Source organism: Nostoc sp. (assembly GCF_036917635.1).
In the GTDB taxonomy this organism is placed as follows: domain Bacteria; phylum Cyanobacteriota; class Cyanobacteriia; order Cyanobacteriales; family Nostocaceae; genus Nostoc.
In genome coordinates, this window is the sequence record NZ_JBALCW010000088.1 from 1 (window position 1) to 23,102 (window position 23,102).

Here is a 23,102-nt window from a genome sequence, read left to right on the forward strand (position 1 = left end):
TCTCATAATACCTTTGCTTGAAAAATCGTCTTAACCCTTACCGATAAAGCAATTAATTCCTTTTACTGCCTCAAAATCAGCGAACGCACAGTTATGAATTTCTGGACACGGAACTACAACAGCTAGAACCGGATGCATAAACTGGGCGGCGTTTGGTTGATAAAGTTGCAAAAGTTTGGCTACTGGATGGAGAAGAAGCTTGGGTATTGGTTCATCTGGAAGTTGAAGGGCAATATGACAGCCAATTCGCCGAACGGATGTACACATATAATTACCGCTTGTTTGACCGCCATAAAAAGCGAGTTTAGCTTTAAGAAAAAAATTGTGACTGATGAAGCCATGCGTCCGGTAGCAGTGTTGATTGATTATCAGGACTGGCAGCAAATTGAGAAGATATTAGAAGCTCATCAATTACAACAAAAACAAGACTTTAATTTAAACCAGTACGCAGGTGTAATTCAACTAACTCAAGACCCTTTGGAATATCAGCAGCAAATTAGGGATGAATGGTGTTGACACAACCTTTATTTTTGTTAGAGACAAATATAGTCTTGTATTTTTTGGGTGGTCGTTTGGTAAACCCACTACCATCAGAACAATATTTTATTTCAGTGATTACTGAAATTGAATTGCTCTCTTATCCGAGTATAAGTCTAGAAGAAGAAACACAAATTATTTATTTTTTAAATAAAATTACGGTTGTTGGTATTGATAATAATATTAATAATTTAACAATTGCACTTCGCAAACAATATAGACTTAAGCTTGCTGACGCAATAATTGTAGCAACTGCAAAATCTTTAAATACAATGTTATTTACAAATGATGTAAGATTGGCTAATTTAACAAAAATTAACACTCAGTCAATGCAAATTGTGTAATTGGAGCGATCGCTTGTTTTGAGGCTAGATAAAAAAGTCCGTGCCTTGGATGTAACCTTCTGGGGTAGCGATCGCCACAGTACAAGCTCTAACTAATTCCCAACACTTCTAGTCAGCCAGCGAGTAATAAATTAGATTTTTCAAACAACCTTTTAGAGAAAGTATATCTAACGTTAATATCTAAGAAAACTATATGCATCTATATGACTTCACAATCTTCTGGCTCTGACAAAATTCTGGTTGTTGATGACTCTCCTGATAACGTGTTTTTGATCAAAACTATTTTGGAGGAACAAGGTTACACCATTAGCACCGCAGAAAATGGGATTTCGGCCTTGCAAGAATTGAAAGCTTCTCCTTGTGACTTGGTTCTGCTGGATTTAATGATGCCAGATATGGATGGGTACGAAGTCACCAAGCACATTCGAGGTGATATGAAATTGCCACAATATATCCCCATATTGCTGATAACTGCCCACGATACGCCCAATGTTGCCCACGGATTAGACTTGGGTGCTGATGATTTTATCCGCAAACCTGTAACAGTAGATGAATTGCTGGCAAGAGTGCGATCGCTCCTGCGTTTGAAGCATAGTATGGATGAACGTGATGAAATTGCCCGCCAGCGAGAAGATTTTGTCTCCCGCCTCACCCACGATTTACGCACTCCCTTGGTAGCCGCGGATCGCATGTTAATGCTATTTCAGCAAGGTGCATTGGGAACATTATCAGCGCAAATGCAGGAAGTAATCGCCATCATGGCACGTAGCAACATCAACCTGCTTTCTATGGTCAATACCTTATTAGAAGTTTATCGCTTTGAAGCAGGTCGCAAAACTTTGGCACTTCAACCAGTTAATCTGGGCCAATTGCTAGAGGACGTTACTGGAGAATTAGCACCTCTAGCTCAAGAGAAAACACTGTCCCTAAATTTAGATTTTACTGAGGAGTCAAGCACAAACACAGTCATGGGCGATCGCTTAGAATTACATCGTCTATTCACTAATCTGATCGGGAATGCGATCAAATTTACCGACTCTGGATCTATTACTATTAGTTTTACTTTTCAAAGCCAGTTCAACAAAAGTAGTCAATCTGATTTCTCGGAAATATCCAATTCCGTTGACTATATTAGAATTGAAATAGCCGATACAGGCTCAGGTATTGCTCCTGAAGAACAAGCGACCATTTTTGAACGATTTCGCCAAGGTAGTCACAAAAGTTCTGGTAGTGGCTTAGGACTCTACCTTACTCGCCGAATTGTCGAGGCACATAAAGGCATTATTCTGCTTAATTCTGAGTTGGGCAAAGGTAGTGTGTTTATTGTCCTTCTACCCACCAAAATACCATAAAAATAGCAATTATAAATTATGAATTATGGAGTTTTTTACTCTGATAGTTCATAATTTATAAGCTTACTACTATCTACCAATAATTTAAATTAAATCAATAGTTTTTGCTCGGACAAAATAATGATTACCACTGAATTATCTAACATTGGCGATATTATCCAGAGTCAGCGAGAGTTTTTTCAAACAGGTAAAACTAAAGATGTCAGTTTTCGTATTAAACAACTTAAAAATCTCAAGCAAGCAATTATTGAGTATAAACAGTCAATAATCGAGGCATTACAAGCAGATTTACATAAATCCGAAGTGGAGAGTTACATTACAGAAATCAGCGTAATTAAGGAAATTAATTATGCTATAAAACATCTCAATACCTGGGCTAAACCAAAAAAATCAGGCGTTTCCTTTGAGTTTTTTTCCTACTCAGCTAAAATTTATCCAGAACCGTTAGGGGTTGTCTTAATTATCGGGCCTTGGAACTATCCATTTAACTTAATTATCTCACCTTTAATAGGTGCGATCGCAGCCGGTAATTGTACAATTATCAAACCTTCAGAAATTGCCTCTCATACGTCTGATGTAATTGCTAAGATTATTAACAAAAATTTTGAGCCTGCTTATATTGCAGTAATTGAAGGAGGAGTGGAAGCAAGTCAAAAACTACTAGCAGAAAAGTTTGACCATATCTTTTTTACTGGTGGCACAGCCATAGGCAAAATCGTTATGGCAGCAGCAGCAAAATATCTTACACCAGTTACTTTAGAATTGGGTGGTAAAAGCCCTTGTATTGTAGATACTGACATTAATCTTGAACACACTGTCAGACGAATTACTTGGGGGAAATTTATTAATGCTGGACAAACTTGTATCGCTCCTGACTATCTTTTAGTTAACAGAAAAATAAAAAAAGATTTAATAAATTGTCTGGCAAAATGCTTAAAAGAATTTTATGGTGAGAATCCTGTAAATAGTCCTGATTATGCTAGAATTATCAGTCAAAAACACTTTGAGCGGTTAGTTAACTTTCTCAAAGATGGTGAAGTTATCATCGGTGGAGAAAATCAACCTTCAGAGCGTTATATCGCCCCCACACTGATTGATAATGTCTCTTTAGAAGATTCTGTAATGCAGGAAGAAATTTTTGGCCCGATTCTACCCATTATTGAATATACTGATATTGCACAAGCGATCGCCTTGATTAACTCTAGACCGAAACCCTTAGCGTTATACTTATTTTCTCAAAACAAAAACCTACAAAATCGAGTTTTGCAGGAAACTTCCTCTGGCGGAGTTTGTATCAACGATACGATGATGCAGTTTGGTGTCTCTTCTTTACCATTTGGTGGGGTTGGAGATAGCGGTATTGGCAATTATCACGGCAAAGCTAGTTTTGACACGTTTTCCCATAACAAAAGTGTATTGCAAAACTCTTTCTGGCTGGATTTAAAATGGCGATATGCTCCATATCAGAGCAAATTGTCGCTAATCAAGAAACTTCTGGGTTAAAAGTAAAATTTAGGAGGTATGAGTTATAAATTATGAGTTATGAATTTTTAACTCTAAACTCCTAACTTTAAACTACTAACTCCAAACTCCCAACTCCAAACTCCAAACTCCCAACTCCAAACTCCTAACTCCAAACTCCTAACTATTAAAACCCAAAACTATTGCTATAACGTTCCTCAGCCCAAGGTTCACCACGGCGATGGTAGCCATTGCGCTCCCAAAAACCAAGTTCTTCAGCAGCTAAAAATTCTAAACCATTAATCCACTTAGCACTTTTCCAAGCGTAGAGGTGCGGAACAACTAGCCGCATCGGGCCACCGTGTTCAGATGGAAGGTCTTCACCAAAGACTTTAAAAGCAAAGAAGTTTTCTTCGCGCATAAAATCTTCTAGAGAAATATTGGTAGTGTAGCCGCCATAGCAGTGTTCCATAATATGGGCTACTTTAGGGTCTAGCTCAATCAGACCCATGAAATCTGTTACTTTAATGCCAGTCCATTTGACATCCAGTTTAGACCAGCGCGTTACACAGTGAAAGTCTGCTGTGAATTCGTGTTGAGGTAGCGCTATAAAGTCTGACCAACTAAAGGTAGCAGGTTTTGCCAAACCCCAAACTCGAAACTCCCATTCTTCAATGATGACTTGGGGAGTTGCACCGTAAGTTAATACGGGGAAACCTTTAGCTAAGTGTTGACCAGGAGGGACGCGATCGCTCTCTTCCTTCCCTGATTTGTGAAAATATTTTCCTAGCATAGTTAGAGAAAAATAAGTTTTCTCAAGATGTGTACAAGCTTTTTTGCTGAGTTGCCAACAGCACCAGATGTTTTACTATTTATCTGATTATTCGATCGTTACTCGTGAATTATACGTAATAGGTAATGGCTATTCGCAATTACTCACTACGCAATTTTTTCGATCTAAATGAGCTTGTGAGTTTCAGTCGGGGTTTAAATCCCCGTCTGAAAATGTCTTTCATTTTGAATTTTGAATTGTTAAGATTCTTCTTCCTCTTCTTCAGCAGCTGGATAGACAAATGTAGAACGTCCAGTCAAAATTGATTTGCCCAAAGACAGGGCTTTCTGAGCTTCGACGACGGCTTTGTGCCTCCAGGTAGCTCGACGTTTATCTCGTTTTGATTTTGAAGTTTTCTTCTTAGGAACAGCCATGTCAGCAGATATCGCAATTCTTGACAACCTTACTATTCTAGGCCATCCACTGACGCCAAGGACAACAGTAAAGCCAATTAATGAATTGCCCCTACTGAAAATAAGGGTTTCGGCTATTTTTTGGGTAAGTCCTGGCTATTTTCCAAGAAAAGTAGCGATCGCGCAGTTTTAAAGTAAGTCGCCCAATTTTGAGCATCGGGACGCGATCGCCATTGGGGACGACTGACATCTAATGCCAGAACTGGTGCGATCGTTCCCTGATTTTGTACGGACACAATTATTGAAACATCTGTCACCAAGATATCTTGGTCAAAACTCCGTTGAGCAGATGCTCTCACGGCTGCTTCCGCCCTTCTGAGAACGGTTTCATAGTTTTCATCTGGCAAGCGGTCAATAGCTAGATCGACTCTAGCGGTGTAAGCTCGCACAGCCTGAGGTACGATCGCTTCCATCAATAACCACGCAGGAACAGTAGATATGAGCAAAACTACTAAAGGAATTATCCGGATTCTTCTGGCAATTTGGCTAATAACTGAAAAGGGAGTGATCGATGATGGTAGGTGAGCAGAAATCTTGCTCATAACCTTCTATCTCCTTAGTGATAATCTTTTATTGAATTTAGGTAAAAGGTATTTTCCGGTCTATAAACGTAATAAAATTTACATTCTAACTTAAGATTCGATCAGAATTCACCTAGACTATAAAACATCGGTTAGCTTTGTTTTTTGGGCAAAGCCAACCGCAATTTTAAGACCAGCAAACAATAACTGACAAATAGCGGGATGGCAAATTACTGGGCGATCGCGATTGGCATCAATCAATATCAGTTATTTCAACCTTTAAGTTGTGCTCAAGAAGATGCTGAGGCACTAGAGGATTTTTTGGTGACAGAGGCAGGTTTTCTCCCCAAACACTGTCTTTTAATGACGGATACCTCGCCGCCGATTGGGGATAGATCAACTTATCCGACTAAAGAGAATATTTTGCTGCTGCTTGAGGATTTGGCAGCGACAAGTTGGCAACCAGAAGATTATCTGTGGTTATTTTTTAGCGGTTATGGGGTCAACTACAAGGGCAAAGATTACTTAATGCCAGCAGAAGGTAACCCCGAAGTGCAAGAGACTGGCATAGAATTGCGATCGCTAATGCAAAGTCTGCAACTTGCTGAACTAAATGTATTGTTACTACTCGATATCAACCGCGCTTTTGGCACTCAAGCGGATGCTCCCGTTGGTGAAGAAACAATAGAATTAGCCCAAGAACTACAACTGGCAACAATTCTTTCTTGTCAACCAGAGCAATTTTCCCATGAAAGTAGCGAATTAGGTCATGGATTCTTTACAGCAGCTTTGTTAGAAGCTTTGCGTTCTGGTAACGGTAGCAATTTGGCAGATTTAGAAAGCTACTTAAGCCTGATCGTGCCAAAATTATGTCACCACCACTGGCGTCCTGTCCAAAACCCTGCCACTATTATCCCATCAAGGGCGCAGGTAATTTTGCCAAAATTGGCAATGGAAAGTGACTTGCAATCAGAACCGATGATTTATCCTGAAGAATCCTTTGCTGTTGCCCGTGCGGCTCCTCCCCTCGACGATTACCCTAAAACTTCAGCAGAACGGGGCAGATGGGGAGAAGCTAATGTGAACTCCTCCCAACAGGTGAAGGCTCCCAAGGTCGAAAAATCTCAAGGTCAACAAGTCAAGGAGTCAGCTACCGGCTTAGTTTCCCAGCCAATGGCGGAAACTTCTTTAGGAGTGAATCCCAAGGGAAGATTTATCCCCAATTCCTCTAAAGGTTACGTCTCTCGATTGCCATCCAATCAGCCAAGCATTCCTTTTTGGAAACAGTTTATTTTATGGGGCGGAGGCAGCCTGCTAGTAGCAGGTTTAATCGCCGTAGTTTTTCTCCGTAATCAAGAAACTTTTAAAATTAAGCAAATATCAAGCACATCACCCAATGCTGCGGCGAACGATCGCCAGGTTATCGAGAATTTACCAAGCGATGTCTACGACGGGCTACGCCGAAGCACTCCACCAGTTAGACTTAAAAACCAATCTAACGCCCAAATAACTTCTAGTTCCGAGTCAAAAAATCGCAATCAAGCAGTATTAGACCTGGCGAAAATGTCGCTCAGACAAACTCAGGCTAGCGATTTGGGCATGGCGATCGCAACAGCTCGAAAAATTCCACCTCGTGAACCACTCTACGAACAAGCTCAGGAGAATATTAAGATTTGGAGCCAAATGATTTTAGATTTAGCAGAAGGACGTGCTAAACAAAGACAGTATGCTAGCGCTATTGCCGCCGCACAATTAATCACCAAAGATGAAGCTCCTTATGCCAAAGCACAAGCAGCAATTAACCTGTGGCGGTTAGAGGGCAAGCAGTATGTAAGTAACAAAACTCTTTTAGATGCAGCTAATGCCTTAATTAAGTCTGGACAGGCATCTACCTACAATCGGGCGATCGAAGTTGCTAAAAAAGTACCAGCGGGTCAACCAGGCTTCGATAATGCCCAAAAATCAATTAATAAATGGAGTGAGAAAATTTTAGACCTGGCCAAGGGTCGCGCCACCGAAGGAGAACTTAATGCTGCAATTGCGACTGCTGCTTTAGTACCAGAGGAGACAGGCGCTTACGAAGATGCTCAGGATGCCATTCAAAAATGGCAAAAAAAATAGCCAATAATATATTTAGGAGTTAGGAGTTTGGAGTTAGGAGTTAGGAGTTAGGAGTTAGGAGTTAGGAGTTTGGAGTTTTAATTCTTCACTCATCACTCCTGACTCCTCACATTTGCCTCAGCAGTACTGCGATACATCTTCGCCGCATTCATCGGCTAGATAGCACATTGCTCGGAAACGTAAACCAACCACTTCTTCATATAAGGGGTTGAGCTTGCACATGGGCGGAATGTGAAACAAGGTTTTCCCAAATAATTTGACATCTCGCTCAAAGGGACACTGAGATGGAATCAGTTTGCACAAGCGGTGAGCTAGTTGGCGATCGCGGATTTGAATGTTTTCTAAACGCTGTCGTAGCGGCTGGAGAATATCCCAGTCAGACTTGGAAATAGAAGGGTTTAGCTGGGTTACTTGATGGTCACTAGTCTCTGCTTGATTGATTGATACCCAGGTTGCCAGAAAAATCTTTTTTGTGGTATTGTCGAATACCTTCATGGTTAATCCTCTGTGTTATTGAGGCTATTCATCTTTTTGATGAATATATACAATGTGGCAACGAAATTTCCCGGAAAAATCGCGTTCTGACTGCGATATAATTTAATACCTGATTAGCCACTTAAGTCAGAACCTAGTTGATTACTACGTCAAGTTAATCTCAATTTTCTGGGGATCGGTAGTGTAATATTACGATCTTGTTCATAACTTGATGCAGTTTAAATTTTAATAAAGACATCCATCATTAGATAGGTTTTAGTGTAGCATTTACACAACTTAATATCAGATATTTTTGAGAGCATTTTTGCTCAGTAAAAATATCAGTAATACCCTAGCAGGCGTCTTTAACCCCCGTATTCCCACTTCCCCAGCTAAGAGCATCCTTTTTATTAGCTAGCTAAATATCGTAGAAGTAGAGAGAAGTCTCTAGATGCTGCTGCGGTTTATAGCCAGGTGGGTTGGCTTTCTCAGTAGATGCAGAGCGGCTAGAGATGAAATATCGGTCGTAGCAAAGTCTGGGTAAAGAAAGTGATGCTTCTCCAATTTGCAATCTACAGCGTCTTAGGGCTAACTTATCTGGGGTTAGCATTGGGCTACATTCCTGGTTTACGCATGAACCGCGCCACCATTGCTTTAGTCGGTTCTGCCTTTTTAATTGCTTTAGGTGTTCTGAATTTACAGGAAGCATGGCAGGCTATTGATGCCAATACCATCGTATTTCTGTTGAGCATGATGGTAGTTAATGCCAACCTATCCTATGCAGGGTTTTTTAGGCGATCAATCTCAGCGATATTGAGTATCACTCGCAGCCCTGTAGGTTTGTTGATTGCTTTAACTTTTGGTAGTGGTATTCTCTCCGCCTTTTTTCTCAATGACACTATAGCGTTGATTTTCACACCCTTAACTTTGAGCCTGACTCAAGCTTTGGGCTTAAATCCGATTCCTTATTTACTAGCGATCGCAGGTGCAACTAATATAGGTTCGGTAGCAACTTTGAGCGGTAATCCCCAAAATATCCTGATTGGCTCCTTTTCAGGTATCTCCTATCTAGATTTTCTACGTGTATTAACCCCAGTTGCCCTTGTCGGCTTGGTAATTCAGGTAATATTACTGTGGCTACTTTACCCAGATGTGCGCTCAGTCAAACCTTGCCAACAGGTAACAGTTGGCAATCAACGGATTTTTAAACCCTTATTTAAAAAAACATTAGTTATCACAATTGGGTTACTAATTGCATTTACTATCGGTTTACCGTTAGGGGAGTCTGCTTTAGTTGCTGCTAGCTTGTTGCTAATCACTCGCCGCATTAAACCGCAACGCATTTTGCAAAAGGTTGATTGGAATCTGCTGGTAATGTTTTCTGGATTGTTTATCCTGACGCGAGTCACGCAAAAGTTGAATTTGCTCCAGCCATTTACCCATGCAATCAACTCTGCTGCGAGTTTTTTGGGTGTAACTGTTGTTTTATCTAACTTAATTTCTAATGTGCCTGCTGTACTTTTATTGCATCCCCTGGTTCCTCCAGGTGACACTAAGTATTGGCTATTGTTGGCAGCCGGATCAACTTTGGCTGGTAATTTGACTTTATTTGGTTCAGTCGCCAACTTGATAGTTGTAGAAGCTGCTACTGATTTAGGTTACAAGCTCACTTTTTGGGAACATCTGCGTTTTGGAGCGCCATTAACGGTGTGTACTCTACTTTTAGTGTACTTATGGGTTCATTGAGGATGTGTGGCTTGATAAAAAATAAAACATAAATTGCATAATTATTTGCTAACCCCGCGCGTGATTTAGAACCACGATTTGCCGCTTTTGTCTTAATGTTGAGATATTTTAATAACTCACTATAATTTAGAATTTTAGTTGCTTGATCCGCTAAAATATCGATTTATAATATCAATTATTTTTGTTGTAAATTCATGCTGTACTGTCTGCATTGAAAAGATTCTCTTGTATAATATCAGGCTTTTGCCCAGTTCTATTTATTTTGATATTTTTCTTTTGCGGACATAACAGCTTTTCCCCTTTATATTCTTGCCATCCTAGAACTCGTCTAAGACCTATTTTGATGTATTCTTCTTGAGACTCTATGCTGATAGAATTTCGCCTTAATCGTTTTGCTACAGCACCAGATGTAAAAGTACCAGCGAATGGATCAAGTAAAAGGCTACCTTCATTACTACTTGCAAGAATAATTCTTTCTAACAATGCTTCAGGCTTTTGGGATGGATGATTTTCATATTCTTTCATTTGAAATCTTACACGAGGGAAATACCATACATTACCAGGGACTTTCTCTGTATTATATAAACTTGGTACGGATTTCCTATAATCAATTAATTTCCTCTGTGCGCCTGTTTTTGCTTCTATTTTGATCTCATTTGAGTTAAAAATGTAATTACTTTTGTCTTTTACACAATGGAGTATTGGCTCATACATTGAGCCGAAGTATTTTGTCGCTTGAACTCCAGAACTATCATAATGCCAAACAATTCGGCTAAGAATTACGATTTTTTTTCTTAAGTAAAGGTCAAAAGATGGCATTGCTTGAGTACTTGTCATAACATATAGAGTTCCATTCGGCTTTAATATCCGAATGCACTCATCAAGCAACTTATATGCCCAGTTTACATATTCCTCATCCGATTCCCATTTGTCATGAAAATTTGAAAACTTTTTCCCTATGTTATAAGGAGGATCAATGAAAACAATATCTACAGATCCAGAAGCAATCTCATTGGATAAAATATTGAGAGCATCACCATGAAATATAGTATGCCCTGTATTTCCATATCGTTCAAACATTACGAACCGGCTTGGTTTACAAGTAAAATAATTAGCTTTTCACGTTGAAAATTAACTTCAGTTGCAAATAATAAGAGATTTTCAAAACTTAGGTACAGCTAATGCAAAATCGTAGACGCAAACGCGAAAGCGTCTCCAAGAGTTGCGGTTTGCCGCAAGCTACCACAGAGGACGCAGATAACACCGAGATAAGTCTGAAGGAGAGACCCGAAGGGCAGCTTACCGCAGGCATCATAACTTCGGTGGAAACAGGAATTTGAAAGGTTCGTTGCGTATGTTCTAATTTTCATCAAAAACCTTAACCGAACCTTATTTGATAGCGTCAAATACTTTCTCTCAATCTCATACCAAAGCGCAAAGACCCTGAGAAAAACTCTGCGTCTTTGCGGCTTTGCATAAGCTTTTTATTACGATGCAACCTGAGCAGCAGTACGAGTGCGCCGTCTTCTACCATCGGCAACTTTTACAGGTGGTTCATCAGGAATTTGCATCAACAAAGTCACAGATGGCTGACATTGCAATTCTCGACGGATGGAACGTTGCAATTCTCGTTCTAAAGTACCTTGCAATCCACCCCAGTCTATATCTGCTGGTTGACCTTCCCCAGGAGCAAATTCTGACCAGCGCACAGTGAGGATTTCTTCAATTCGTTGTTTGACCCAGGTTTGTAGGAGCGATCGCTCTACACTTGTAACTACACCCCGCAGGTGAGTTTCTGGTTTAGCCAACAGTTTACCATTCCAATCAATAGCAGCTGCGATCGTAATAATGCCTTCTGAAGCCATGCGTTGCCGTTCTTGCAGCACTTTGGCGCTTACCATACCCGAACTAGTAGTATCCACCAATTCGATACCAGATGGCACTTTACCAGCGACGTGAATGGCATCTTCAGTCAGTTCGACAATATCACCATTCTGAATAATGATCATGTTTTCTGCGGGAATGCCCATACTCTGAGCCGTTTCTGCGTGCTTCACTAGCATCCGATGTTCGCCGTGAAATGGCACAAAGAATTTGGGTCGAGTTAAGGCAATCATCAGTTTTTGTTCTTCCTGACAGCCGTGACCGGAGACGTGAATCCCTTTATCCCGACCATAGACCACTTTCGCACCTTGAATCATTAATTTATCAATGGTGTTGACTACTGCGATCGTATTTCCGGGAATTGGGTTAGCAGAGAATACTACTGTATCTCCTTCACGGATTTTGATGTGAGGATGTTCTTTGTTGGCAATGCGGGTCATTGCTGCCATCGTTTCACCCTGAGAACCTGTAGTTAAAATCAGTACTTTTTCATCAGGTAGATTGCGGACTGCGTGCAATGGTTGCAGCAGATTATCTTCACACTTGATGTAACCTAAATTGCGGGCATGAGCAATCAAGTTCAGCATTGAACGCCCGACAATCGTCACTACACGGTTTTGCTTCTTGGCGATATCCAAAATCATGTTGATGCGATGGACGCTAGAAGCAAAGGTAGTGACAAATAATCGCCCAGTGGCTTGACTAAATACTCTTTCCAGATTGGGATAAACTGAACGTTCCGAAGGTGTAAACCCTGGTATCTCAGCGTTAGTAGAATCACTTAGGAGGCAAAGAACGCCTTTTTCTCCATGTTCTGCTAACCGTTGCAAATCAAACTTTTCACCATCCACTGGGGTATGGTCAATTTTAAAATCCCCTGTGTGAATTACTACACCAAGGGGAGTATGAATGGCAACTGTAAAACTATCAGCAATGGAGTGCGTGTTACGGATATATTCTACCAGAAAGTTTTTGCCAATTCGCACTACATCACGGGGTAGAACTGTTCTGATTTCTGTGCGATCGCGGACTCCTGCTTCTTCTAATTTACCCTCTAGCATTGCCATTGCTAGTCTTGGCCCATAAATCACCGGGATATCAAATTGCTTGAGATGGAAAGCAATCCCGCCAATATGGTCTTCATGACCGTGAGTAACGATCATCCCTTTAATTTTGTGGCGATTTTCCCGCAGATAGGTCGTATCTGGCAAAACAATATTTACTCCATGCATCGCCTCTGTGGGAAAAGCCAATCCTGCATCTAAGAGAATAATTTCATCGTCATACTCAAAAAGACAGGTATTTTTCCCAATTTCGTGCAAACCGCCCAAAGGAATAATTTTCAAGGCGGAATTATTAGCTTCGTTTTTAGCCATTTTCTTCTTAGATTCTTACTTGTGGTTAATTTAGTTGATAGTTAACGAACTTGTATTTAAGACAACATCATTTGTCTGTTAATTCAGTCCTAAAGCAATCAAGTTTTAATTGAAGATTTCAATTTTTTATTCAATAAAATCGACTGTACACTGAAGAATTTATAGTATGTCTATCAGTCCTAGCACAGATTTTTAAATTGCGACTTATGAACAATTATGAACATTGTTTATATCTATCTTTAGAAAGCAGCAGATTAACAGCGTTTAACCGAGTGATGGCTAGATTAAACTAAGTTCTTTCAGAACCGCTTCTAACTTTTGAGTTACTTCTAAATCGGCTTCACATAAGGGTGGACGAGTTGAACCAACCTCCCAACCTTGAAGTTTCAGTGCTTTTTTCACTGGAATGGGATTTGAAGTGAGAAATAAAGCTTTAAACAACGGGAAAAGTTGCAGATGAATGTCGCTGGCTACCTCAATTTTACCCGCACTAAAAGCTTGTATCATCTGCTGTAGTTGGTTTCCTACCAGATGAGAAGCCACACTTACCACGCCCTTTGCCCCGATCGCTAACAAGGGCAAAGTCATGTAATCATCACCAGAGTAGATGTCAAATTCTTTTGCTGTCAAGCGGCGAATTTCGCTTGCCTGATCTATACTACCAGTGGATTCTTTAATTCCGACAATATTGCTAACCTCAGCTAACCGGGCAACTGTTTCTGGCTGAAGGTTTTGCCCGGTACGACCGGGGACATTGTATAACAACAACGGTAAGTCGGGACAGGCTTGTGCTATGGCCTGAAAGTGCGCTTCCAATCCCGCTTGTGGCGGTTTGTTGTAATAAGGGACAACTTGTAAGGAACCATGTACTCCTATTTTAGACGCTTTTTGGGTGGCTGCGATCGCTTCTTTGGTGGAATTTGAACCACAACCTGCAATCACCTTGGCTTTTCCTGCCACAGACTGCAATACCTCAACAAACAACTGGTATTCCTCATCCCAACTCAGGGTAGGGGATTCTCCGGTTGTGCCGCACACCACCAATGTATCTGTTCCGTTGTTAGCTAGATGTGCTGCTAGTTCTGCCGCTACATCATAATCTACACTACCGTCTGCTTTAAACGGCGTAATCATAGCGGTTAAAACATTGCCAAAATCTCCCACCCTTTTTTCACTCCTGATTACCCATGTTTTTGTATCTTGGTGGTTTTCTCTTGTAATAACCTATCTGCAAATTTCTTTCAACAGTAATTTGCACATTTGCTCTTTTTCATTAGTTGTTTATTTTTACTAATGATTAGCTTGAAACGTAAGCTTTCGCCGGTTTTAGTAGATTTTTTTCTACCAGCAATTCGGCGATTTGTATTGCATTTAATGCTGCGCCTTTGCGGATTTGGTCACCACACAACCATAATTCCAAGCCACAGGGATGAGAAATATCTTGACGAATCCTTCCTACTAAAACTTCGTCTTTACCAGTTGCTTCAATTGGCATCGGAAAATAGTTAGTTTTCCAATCTTCTACCAACTTAACTCCAGGGGAGGAATTTAGAATTTCTCTGGCTTCCTCTGCACTAAAGGGAGTCTCAAATTCTAAATTAATGGCTTCTGAATGGGCCCGAAGTACGGGAACCCGTATACAGGTTGCAGTGATTCTGATTTGCTCCGTACCAAATATTTTTCGGGTTTCGTTGACCATTTTCATTTCTTCCTCACAATAACCCAAATCGTTTAATGGTGAGTTATGGGGGAATAAATTAAATGCCAGTGGGTAAGGCAATACCTCAGCTACTGGCGGCTGTCCTTGTAGTATAGCGCTTGTTTGCCTTTTGACTTCTGCCATTGCTCTAGCACCAGCACCACTAGCAGATTGGTAGGTTGCAGCTACGATGCGTTGCACTGGTTTAACTTTATGCAATGGCCAGACTGCCACAGCCATTAAAATTGTTGTGCAGTTGGGGTTGGCAATAATGCCTTGATGATTAGCTGCGGCTTGTGGATTCACCTCTGGCACTACTAAGGGAACTTCCGGGTTCATCCGAAAGGCACTGGAGTTGTCAATTACCACTGCGCCCTTTTGGACGGCAATTGCTGCCCAAGCTTTGGATGTGGAACCACCCGCACTAGCTAGTACTATATCCACATTTTCAAAGGCGCGATCGCTCACTGCCTCTATTGGGATATTTTCTCCTTTAAAGCGTAGCGATCGCCCTACACTCCGCTCTGATGCCAATAGCTTCAAGTCAGCAATCGGAAAATTACGAGTTTCTAATAATTCCAGCAACTCTGTACCAACGGCACCAGTCGCCCCCAAAATAGCCACACGATAGGATTTAGACAAACTCACTTCCTCCTTTAAGAGGTTTTTTTGCAATTTGGAACAGTTGAAGATTTACTTATATTTATATAGTGATCGCAGCCTGGAAATACATTTTCAATTAGGTTTATATTTCTCTCTAATCTAGTCTATTTTTGTCAATCTCTAAATATTTATACATTTATTTTCTTGGTTATTTAATAATTTAAGTTATGTTGCACTCTACAGCAATGGCTATCCAATTTTCCCATCGATTTAAACTATATATCGATTTAAACTATATATTATTATACAACAAACAGCCATTTATCAGAAAAATGGAGATATCTGCACTTAAGCGTTTTACAGGCATCACACTTATAAGGCAACGAACGTCTTCCCTTCAAAGTTGCTTACCAAAATGATGAATATACTAAGATAAAGTGGATAAAATCACCACAGCATAGAACTGAGCTATACGGTTAGGTGATAGATGGGGTCTTGTACCAGAACTTAAGTAAATAGCTAGACTCAATACTATAACTTTAACTTCGGAGTACTAACCAGTCGCTGAGAACCAGGATATCACGGCGTTAGCCCACTGGATAATTAATTCCTAAGTTTCAGAGGGAGTGGGGAGTGGGGAATGGGGGATGAGGGAGCAGGGGGAGATAAGGGAGTGAGGGACAAGAATTAATAACCAATGCCCAATGCCCACTTGCCCTGAGCGAAGCCGTTCGCGTAGCGTCTCCAAGAGTTGGGATGCCCCATGCCCCCATTAACTAAATTGTTATGAAGGTAAAATGTCAAGTCCTTGGTGATTGGCAGTAAACTGGATCTTTGCCCCAGGACAAACATCCAACCTTGGATGTCATAAAGCCTTTTGGCATCCCATTCCCTTAAGACACATCAAGCTATAAACGCAAACAATTATTGCATCTTGTGTGTACTTGGAGTATAAAATACCAGAAAACTAGAGACGAAGCATGAAAGTTACCCAGGAAAAACTTCCCGCCAGCCAAATTGGCCTGGAAATAGAGATTACGCCGGAAATTACCAAGCAAACTTACGAACAGGTCATTAAAAACTTAGCGAGTACTGCCAATATTCCTGGGTTTCGTAAAGGCAAGGTGCCTCGGCCAATATTGCTACAACGGCTGGGTACAACTCGGATCAAGGCAGCAGCGCTGGAAGAACTAATTCAAGACGGCATTGAGCAAGCGGTTAAACAAGAAGCTATCCCGGCAATAGGTCAGCCACAATTGCGCTCCTCCTTTGAGGATTTAATTAAGAATTATGAACCTGGAAAACCTCTGACAATTTCGGCTGCTGTCGATGTAGAACCAGAAGTGAATCTAATTCAGTACACTGATTTGCTTTTCCAAGCTGAAGAAGTCAAGTTCGATCCAGAACGAGTAGACGCTAACCTTGACAAAGAACGTCAAGAATTGGCGACATTGATTCCTGTGGAAGGACGTGCAGCCCAAATCGGTGATATTGCCGTAGTCGATTTTAAAGGTTCATTCGCCAGAGGTGAAGGCGAAGACGAAACAGCTGAACTAGAACCGATTCCCGGAGCCGAAGCAACTGATTTTCAAGTTGAGTTGCAGGAAGATAAGTTTATTCCAGGCTTTATTTCGGGAATAGTGGGGATGAATCCGGAAGAAACCAGAGAAATTGCGGCACAGTTCCCAGATCCTTATGCTAACGAAGATTTAGCTGGAAAAGCGGCAAGTTTCACAGTGACGCTTAAAGAACTCAAGGAAAAGGAACTACCAGAAGTAAATGACGATTTCGCCCAAGAAATCAGCGATTTTGAAACCTTAGAGGAGTTACGCGCTTCTTTGGTAGAGCGATATCAAAAAGAGGCGGATGACAAAACAAAAGCAAATAAACAGGAAGCTTTGTTAACGGAACTGCTCAAGCACGTAGAAGTTGACTTACCAGCAACCATGATTGAGCAAGAAGTGGATGCAATGCTAACGCAAACAGCAATGCGGCTGTCTCAGCAGGGATTGGATGTAAGGAAGTTGTTTACTACAGATATTATTCCTCAATTGCGGGAGCGATCGCGCACTGAGGCAATTGAACGGATCAAACGCTCCTTGTCGTTGCGCGAAGTCGGTAAACGCGAATCTATTCAGGTAACACCAGAAGAAATTGCAGTCAGAGTCACCGAACTTTTGGAACAGTACCCGGAGGAACAAGACGTTGATGAAGATAAACTGCGCTCAATCGTAGAAAACGAACTATTAACCGAAAAAACCGTCGATTGGCTCTTAGAACACTCCTCAGTTGAACTTGTACCCGAAGGCTCCTTGAATCCCATAGAGGAAACGGAAGCCGTAGAATCAGATGCTGATGCTGATGCTGATGCTGATGCACCTCAGACAGAGGAAGAAATCAGCGAAGCTTCAACAGAAGTCACAGAAGGATAATTAGAAATCCTACAGCCATGAGTTCACCAGTTCTGAGTTAAAGTACTGGTGAAATGGGTAAGGTAAGGGAGCAGGGAGCTATTAGCTGCGGGAGAAGAACTATTTATTGTCCAATGCCCAATGCCCAATGCCCCATAACTCTTAACTCCTGAACAGTCAGGGATGAAGACAGAATAATTAAAGAATTAATGAATTTTAAGCAAATTGTGACACATGTTATTGCCTGAGCTTGATACTGTGTTACACGAGAGGAAATTATATGAGGCATAATGGTTAACACGTACCTATAAAAATTTCATTCGCTGAAAAGGCAGCATCTGCTGCTGAAACATTTGTCCTAAATTATCGTCAAAGAAAGCTTGTATGCTTGTATCGCAGTCGGGAAATAACCCCATCAGCAACCAAAGTCGAATCAACATTAACTCCCAGTTGAACAGCCCTAGCAACATCGTGCCGATGGTGGTGGAACAGTCTGGCATGGGAGAAAGGGCTTTCGACATCTACTCCCGCCTGCTGCGAGAGCGGATTATCTTTTTGGGAACGCCAATAGATGATACTGTAGCTAACTCAATTGTGGCTCAGTTGTTATTTCTAGACGCTGAAGACTCAGAAAAAGACATCCAACTGTATGTTAATTCTCCCGGTGGCTCGGTCTACGCAGGGATGGCAATCTATGATACAATACAACAAATTCGCCCTGATGTAGTTACCATCTGTTTTGGATTAGCCGCGAGCATGGGGGCATTTTTGTTGACAGCAGGGGCTGCCGGTAAGCGAATGTCTCTGCCCGACTCCCGGATTATGATTCACCAACCACTTGGTGGCGCTCAAGGTCAAGCCATTGACATTGAAATTCAAGCCAGAGAAATTCTTTACATTAAGGCTAAGTTGAATGAGTTAATGGCTCATCATACTGGTCAACCCATAGAAAGAATTGAAGCAGATACTGAGCGCGACTTTTTCATGTCGGCAGAAGAAGCCAAGAACTACGGTTTGATTGATCAGGTCATTTCCAGGCAAAATCTTCCCACAGTAGGGGAAAACGTCACCATTCTGAAATAAGAGGCTGGTATGTCTAAGTACGACTCCCATTTAAAATGTTCATTTTGCGGCAAGTCTCAAGAGCAGGTGCGTAAATTAATCGCGGGGCCGGGAGTCTACATCTGCGATGAATGCGTTGACTTGTGTAATGAAATACTAGACGAGGAGTTACTCGATACCAATGGTGCGGCAGCACAACCGGCACCAAGAGCAGAACCACCTCAAAAACGGCGGACTCAATCTTCGAGTATTTCGTTTAATCAAATACCCAAGCCAAGAGAGATTAAAAAGTATCTAGACGAACACGTTATTGGTCAAGACGAAGCCAAAAAAGTGCTGTCAGTAGCCGTTTACAATCATTACAAGCGGTTGGCGGTGATTCAGTCTAAAGCCAGTGGCAAAGGTGGCGCGGATGATGCTGTAGAACTGCAAAAGTCTAATATTTTGTTAATTGGCCCGACTGGTTGCGGTAAAACTCTCTTAGCGCAAACCCTAGCGAAAATCCTGGATGTACCCTTTGCCGTCGCTGATGCAACGACGCTGACAGAAGCAGGGTATGTGGGAGAAGATGTGGAAAATATCTTGCTGCGACTGTTGCAGGTGGCAGATTTGGATATAGAGGAAGCGCAACGAGGAATTATTTACATTGATGAAATTGACAAAATAGCTCGCAAGAGTGAGAATCCGTCAATTACCCGCGATGTTTCTGGCGAAGGCGTGCAGCAAGCCTTGCTGAAAATGTTAGAGGGAACGATCGCCAATGTACCACCCCAAGGAGGGCGTAAGCATCCTTATCAAGACTGCATCCAGATTGATACAAGTAATATATTGTTCGTCTGTGGTGGTGCTTTCGTAGGCTTAGAAAAGGTTGTGGATCAGAGAATTGGCAAAAAAGCAATAGGCTTTGTGCAACCTGGAGAAGGCCAAACGAAGGAAAAACGGGCAGCAGATACTCTCCGCCATCTAGCACCAGATGATCTAGTAAAATTTGGCATGATTCCCGAATTTATTGGGCGCGTGCCAATGGTAGCAGTAGTAGATCCGCTAGATGAAGAAGCGTTGATGGCGATTCTCACCCAACCACGCAGCGCCTTAGTCAAGCAGTACCAAAAACTGCTGAAGATGGATAATGTGCAGTTAGATTTTAAACCAGATGCTTTACGAGCGATCGCTCAAGAAGCCTACCGTCGGAAAACTGGTGCTAGAGCGCTGCGGGGCATTGTCGAAGAACTGATGCTGGATGTAATGTATGAGTTACCATCCCGTAAAGATGTGACACGTTGTACAGTAACACGGGAAATGGTCGAGAAGCGATCGACTGCCGAACTGATAATACATCCATCTTCACTACCGAAACCAGAATCAGCCTAATAGTCATTAGTCATTGGTCATTAGTCATTGGGCAAAAACTAAGGAATAATAATTATGTACCAAGGACAAATGACTAATGACAACTGACAAAGGACAAATGACTAATGCCTTATATTAATGTTCGTGGCGTTGAGCATTACTACGAATGGGTGAAAAAACCATCTGGTTCTTTGGTAAAACCAGTGATGATTTTCATGCACGGTTGGGCTGGTTCGGCTAGATATTGGCAAAATACCGCAAATGCTTTATCTGAGCAATTTGATTGTTTACTTTACGATATGCGGGGATTTGGCCGTTCTGGTGGGAAGCCAACCATAACCGAAGCAAGTGAAGCTGTTGCCGAATCTGAGTCCCCCCAGGAAGAATCACAGGCAATCAGAGAGTTAACTTATGAATTAGAGGAATACGCTGATGATTTGGCAGCTTTGTTAGATGGGTTGCATCTTCAGCGTGTCTATATCAATGCTCATTCGATGGGCGCGTCTGTTGCTACTTTATTTTTTAACCGCTACCCCCAACGAGTAGAACGAGGAATTTTAACCTGTAGCGGCGTTTTTGAGTACGACGAAAAATCCTTTAGTGCTTTTCATAAATTTGGTGGCTATGTCGTAAAATTCCGTCCCAAGTGGTTAAGCAAAATTCCATTTGTTGACCAGATGTTTATGGCCAGATTTCTGCATAGTTCCATACCACATTCTGAGCGGCAAGCTTTTTTGGAAGATTTTCTCGAAGCAGATTACGATGCGGCTATAGGGACAATTTTTACTTCCGTTAGTAAGGCTCAATCTGAAGTGATGCCGCTTGAGTTTGCCAAACTGACAGTGCCGACTCTGCTCGTCGCTGGGGAGTATGACAAAATTATTCCAGCTGAGATGGGGCGTCAAGCAGCTGCACTGAGTGACAAAGTGGAATTTGTGATGATTCCTAATACAGCACATTTTCCGATGTTGGAAGATGCTCCAACTTATATGCAAGTGGTGCAAGAGTTTTTGCAAGTTTCCATACCAGAACCCCAGGTGTGATAAATTGTGGGATTTCCAAGAAATATAGTTGCTAGATGTACACTACAACTGAGCGCTACAGAAAAACTTTCGGAGTGCATACGACTTACAAACTAGAAGTTATTTTCGGATAGCTTGCACAAATTCGGCAACAGCGTCGTACTGGTCAGGATGCGCGATATATTTTAGCAACAAAGCTGGATCTAAATTCGGTAAGAAACCACTACGGTTTACTTCTTCATATTCGCCAGCCGCGTTTAACCGGAATATCTTTATTTGGTCAGATTTCCAAAACCAAACTTCAGGCACTTTCTTGGGTTTGAATAACTCCTTACGGTTAATCGTGCCACTAGTAATAATAACTTCAATAACAATATCTGGCGTTTCTTTATTGCTGCCAATGTAGTAAGATTCATCTGGGGTGCCAGAAGCATACCCAGGTTCTTCGAGAGTAAAACCACCGCGGCCATAGAACCTGATGCCCAACTCTCTCATGTAAACTTCTAGCAAATAGCCAAGAGTTGTTTTCACGTACTCATGTTTTTCACCAATGGGTGACATAATTTCTAATATTCCTGACAAATAAGAGAGTCGCACATTGTGGTTATCCTTTAGCTGTGCCTCTATACCTTTGAATTCTTCCCAAGAAACATCAGCGACGGTTACAAGTTTCTCTTGTATGGGATGGTCTAGAAGTGGAATACTCATATCGCCTCTCAACAGTTGCTTTGATTGATAAGTAGGTGAATCAATATAGATGTTTTTACCCCTATCTTAATTATGTTTGATTTAACCCAAACCCAGTTCCCGTTTTAGCAAGTTAATTGAGTTAGTACCTATATAATTTTCAACCTTAATCAGCTTCGGTGGACGAATAATATCTTCATCACATGCTTGTACGGCTGCTTGTACTGCCGCAAAACTGGCTTGATCAGTTATGATTACCTCAGCCCGTTTAACCATTGCTTGAAGTTTATAAGCATCTTTTGGTTGTGCAGTCATCACTAATAGTTCATCTCCTCGCAAACCGTGGAGGATGACTTCTGCTGCTCGGGCAATCCCGGAACTGAGGCTAACTATACCTACACAGTTTTCTTTTGGTAGGGTTTTCAATAGGCTGAGTTCTTTGCTGTAATCGTAGATATCCAGAGGAATTACCCGTGCAGCTTTAGGGGCTGCGATCGCTTCCACATTACTGATAAAATACCGACTTGTGACTACTGTCGCAGAGGTAGTTTTATCTAACACAGCAGTTAATTCTTCCATTGCTACCAACTGGACTGGTATTTTTAGCGATCGCTCTAATTCATAGACCATCAACTCACCAGCACCCATATCATAAGATGGAACTGCAACCAGTACTCGCGCACTACAACGCAAGCGCCAGTCAATTTCCGCTAAAAATAACTCTCTGGCTTGATTGAGTGAACATCCTTGGGTGAGCAGATCGTCTAGTGCTTTTTGGACAACTTGATATGCATCAGGATTTTGTTTGAGTATTGGTGATTGCAGCCTACTACCGCCCTCATGACCTTGGGGACGAACATAAATTCCTGAACCAGCCATACTTTCAACAAATCCGTCTTCTTCTAGTTGACGGTAAACTTTGCTTATGGTATTACGGTGTAACCCAGTTTGCATTGCTAATGCCCTTGTGCTTGGCAATTTGTAAGCAGGGGGATATTGCCGAGAAGCGATCGCAAACCGGATTTGATTAAACAGCTGGGTTGATGCGGGAATTTCGCTGTCTGGCTGAATACGGAATTGAATCATCAGCAAACCTCCTGAATACTGAGTGGGGAGTGGGGAGTCGGGAGTGGGGAGTATTTAAGTGTTGCTTTCCTACTCAGCACTTTTAAGTCAGCCCTCTTTTACTGACCTGCTGCATTTGCTA

General features: G+C 41.6%; 22 protein-coding genes. 11 read left to right on the forward strand and 11 right to left on the reverse strand.

Features of this window, described 5'->3' with window-relative positions; translation table 11 throughout:
• Window positions 1–30: 30 nt before the first annotated feature.
• The gene (locus V7K32_RS19735; protein ID WP_334995496.1) at window positions 31–267 is read right to left on the reverse strand and encodes a hypothetical protein; all 237 of its coding nucleotides are present in this window, start codon (window positions 265–267) and stop codon (window positions 31–33) included.
• A gap of 15 nt (window positions 268–282) precedes the next feature.
• Between V7K32_RS19735 and V7K32_RS19740 the strand changes: the two genes are divergently transcribed.
• From V7K32_RS19740 to V7K32_RS19755, 4 genes are all read left to right on the forward strand, one after another.
• A complete protein-coding gene (locus V7K32_RS19740) occupies window positions 283–516 on the forward strand; it encodes a hypothetical protein (protein ID WP_442938773.1) in 234 nt (77 codons plus the stop codon).
• Window positions 507–881 (forward strand): type II toxin-antitoxin system VapC family toxin, encoded by a 375-nt coding sequence (locus tag V7K32_RS19745; RefSeq protein WP_334995498.1) that lies wholly within the window; start codon window positions 507–509, stop codon window positions 879–881. Before V7K32_RS19740 ends, V7K32_RS19745 begins: the two co-directional genes overlap by 10 nt.
• 203 nt (window positions 882–1,084) lie before the next feature.
• A complete protein-coding gene (locus tag V7K32_RS19750; protein WP_334995499.1) occupies window positions 1,085–2,233 on the forward strand; it encodes a hybrid sensor histidine kinase/response regulator in 1,149 nt (382 codons plus the stop codon).
• Between the two features lie 120 nt (window positions 2,234–2,353).
• Window positions 2,354–3,736 carry an aldehyde dehydrogenase gene (locus V7K32_RS19755; protein ID WP_334995500.1) on the forward strand — a complete coding sequence of 461 codons (1,383 nt, stop codon included), beginning with the start codon at window positions 2,354–2,356 and terminating at the stop codon, window positions 3,734–3,736.
• 145 nt (window positions 3,737–3,881) lie between these two features.
• Here the strand turns inward: V7K32_RS19755 and V7K32_RS19760 are convergent, their stop codons facing one another.
• The 3 genes from V7K32_RS19760 to V7K32_RS19770 all read right to left on the reverse strand — a co-directional run bounded on the left by V7K32_RS19760 (window position 3,882) and on the right by V7K32_RS19770 (window position 5,481).
• Window positions 3,882–4,487, reverse strand: a complete 606-nt coding sequence (locus V7K32_RS19760) for a sulfite oxidase-like oxidoreductase (RefSeq protein WP_334995501.1) — start codon at window positions 4,485–4,487, stop codon at window positions 3,882–3,884.
• 239 nt (window positions 4,488–4,726) lie between these two features.
• Window positions 4,727–4,900, reverse strand: coding sequence for a 50S ribosomal protein L32 (gene rpmF / locus V7K32_RS19765; RefSeq protein WP_094328804.1), 174 nt, complete (start codon window positions 4,898–4,900; stop codon window positions 4,727–4,729).
• Between the two features lie 113 nt (window positions 4,901–5,013).
• The gene (locus tag V7K32_RS19770; protein WP_334995502.1) at window positions 5,014–5,481 is read right to left on the reverse strand and encodes a hypothetical protein; all 468 of its coding nucleotides are present in this window, start codon (window positions 5,479–5,481) and stop codon (window positions 5,014–5,016) included.
• A 201-nt stretch (window positions 5,482–5,682) separates the two neighbouring features.
• Between V7K32_RS19770 and V7K32_RS19775 the strand changes: the two genes are divergently transcribed.
• Window positions 5,683–7,581, forward strand: coding sequence for a caspase family protein (locus V7K32_RS19775; RefSeq protein ID WP_334995503.1), 1,899 nt, complete (start codon window positions 5,683–5,685; stop codon window positions 7,579–7,581).
• 117 nt (window positions 7,582–7,698) lie between these two features.
• Here V7K32_RS19775 and V7K32_RS19780 read toward each other — a convergent pair whose 3' ends face one another.
• The gene (locus V7K32_RS19780; protein WP_334995504.1) at window positions 7,699–8,076 is read right to left on the reverse strand and encodes a Mo-dependent nitrogenase C-terminal domain-containing protein; all 378 of its coding nucleotides are present in this window, start codon (window positions 8,074–8,076) and stop codon (window positions 7,699–7,701) included.
• A gap of 531 nt (window positions 8,077–8,607) precedes the next feature.
• On the opposite strand from V7K32_RS19780, the gene V7K32_RS19785 reads away from it, so the two are divergent.
• Entirely contained in the window at window positions 8,608–9,801 is a 1,194-nt protein-coding gene (locus tag V7K32_RS19785) for an anion transporter (protein WP_334995505.1), read from the forward strand.
• Window positions 9,802–9,993: 192 nt separating this feature from the next.
• Here the strand turns inward: V7K32_RS19785 and yhdJ are convergent, their stop codons facing one another.
• Entirely contained in the window at window positions 9,994–10,881 is an 888-nt protein-coding gene (gene yhdJ, locus V7K32_RS19790; RefSeq protein ID WP_334995506.1) for an adenine-specific DNA-methyltransferase, read from the reverse strand.
• Window positions 10,882–10,982: 101 nt separating this feature from the next.
• Between yhdJ and V7K32_RS19795 the strand changes: the two genes are divergently transcribed.
• Entirely contained in the window at window positions 10,983–11,141 is a 159-nt protein-coding gene (locus V7K32_RS19795; RefSeq protein WP_334995507.1) for a hypothetical protein, read from the forward strand.
• A 147-nt stretch (window positions 11,142–11,288) separates the two neighbouring features.
• Here V7K32_RS19795 and V7K32_RS19800 read toward each other — a convergent pair whose 3' ends face one another.
• From V7K32_RS19800 to V7K32_RS19810, 3 genes are all read right to left on the reverse strand, one after another.
• A complete protein-coding gene (locus V7K32_RS19800) occupies window positions 11,289–13,061 on the reverse strand; it encodes a ribonuclease J (RefSeq protein WP_334995508.1) in 1,773 nt (590 codons plus the stop codon).
• 279 nt (window positions 13,062–13,340) lie between these two features.
• Window positions 13,341–14,225: a 4-hydroxy-tetrahydrodipicolinate synthase gene (dapA, locus tag V7K32_RS19805; protein WP_334995509.1), complete on the reverse strand. Its 885-nt coding sequence runs from the start codon at window positions 14,223–14,225 to the stop codon at window positions 13,341–13,343.
• Window positions 14,226–14,358: 133 nt separating this feature from the next.
• On the reverse strand, window positions 14,359–15,402 hold the full coding sequence (locus tag V7K32_RS19810; RefSeq protein ID WP_334995510.1) for an aspartate-semialdehyde dehydrogenase: 1,044 nt from the start codon (window positions 15,400–15,402) through the stop codon (window positions 14,359–14,361).
• A gap of 941 nt (window positions 15,403–16,343) precedes the next feature.
• Here V7K32_RS19810 and tig point away from each other — a divergent pair.
• From tig to V7K32_RS19830, 4 genes are all read left to right on the forward strand, one after another.
• Window positions 16,344–17,795, forward strand: coding sequence for a trigger factor (tig, locus tag V7K32_RS19815; protein ID WP_334995511.1), 1,452 nt, complete (start codon window positions 16,344–16,346; stop codon window positions 17,793–17,795).
• A 363-nt stretch (window positions 17,796–18,158) separates the two neighbouring features.
• Window positions 18,159–18,857, forward strand: a complete 699-nt coding sequence (clpP, locus tag V7K32_RS19820) for an ATP-dependent Clp endopeptidase proteolytic subunit ClpP (RefSeq protein WP_334995512.1) — start codon at window positions 18,159–18,161, stop codon at window positions 18,855–18,857.
• A 9-nt stretch (window positions 18,858–18,866) separates the two neighbouring features.
• On the forward strand, window positions 18,867–20,207 hold the full coding sequence (clpX, locus tag V7K32_RS19825) for an ATP-dependent protease ATP-binding subunit ClpX (protein WP_334995513.1): 1,341 nt from the start codon (window positions 18,867–18,869) through the stop codon (window positions 20,205–20,207).
• A 104-nt stretch (window positions 20,208–20,311) separates the two neighbouring features.
• Window positions 20,312–21,229 (forward strand): alpha/beta fold hydrolase, encoded by a 918-nt coding sequence (locus V7K32_RS19830; protein WP_334995514.1) that lies wholly within the window; start codon window positions 20,312–20,314, stop codon window positions 21,227–21,229.
• 99 nt (window positions 21,230–21,328) lie between these two features.
• On the opposite strand, the gene V7K32_RS19835 is transcribed toward V7K32_RS19830, so the two are convergent.
• Together V7K32_RS19835 and V7K32_RS19840 are read right to left on the reverse strand one after the other, a co-directional pair.
• The gene (locus V7K32_RS19835; protein WP_334995515.1) at window positions 21,329–21,916 is read right to left on the reverse strand and encodes a Uma2 family endonuclease; all 588 of its coding nucleotides are present in this window, start codon (window positions 21,914–21,916) and stop codon (window positions 21,329–21,331) included.
• Window positions 21,917–21,997: 81 nt separating this feature from the next.
• Window positions 21,998–22,981 (reverse strand): GntR family transcriptional regulator, encoded by a 984-nt coding sequence (locus V7K32_RS19840; RefSeq protein ID WP_334995516.1) that lies wholly within the window; start codon window positions 22,979–22,981, stop codon window positions 21,998–22,000.
• Between the last annotated feature and the right edge of the window lie 121 nt (window positions 22,982–23,102).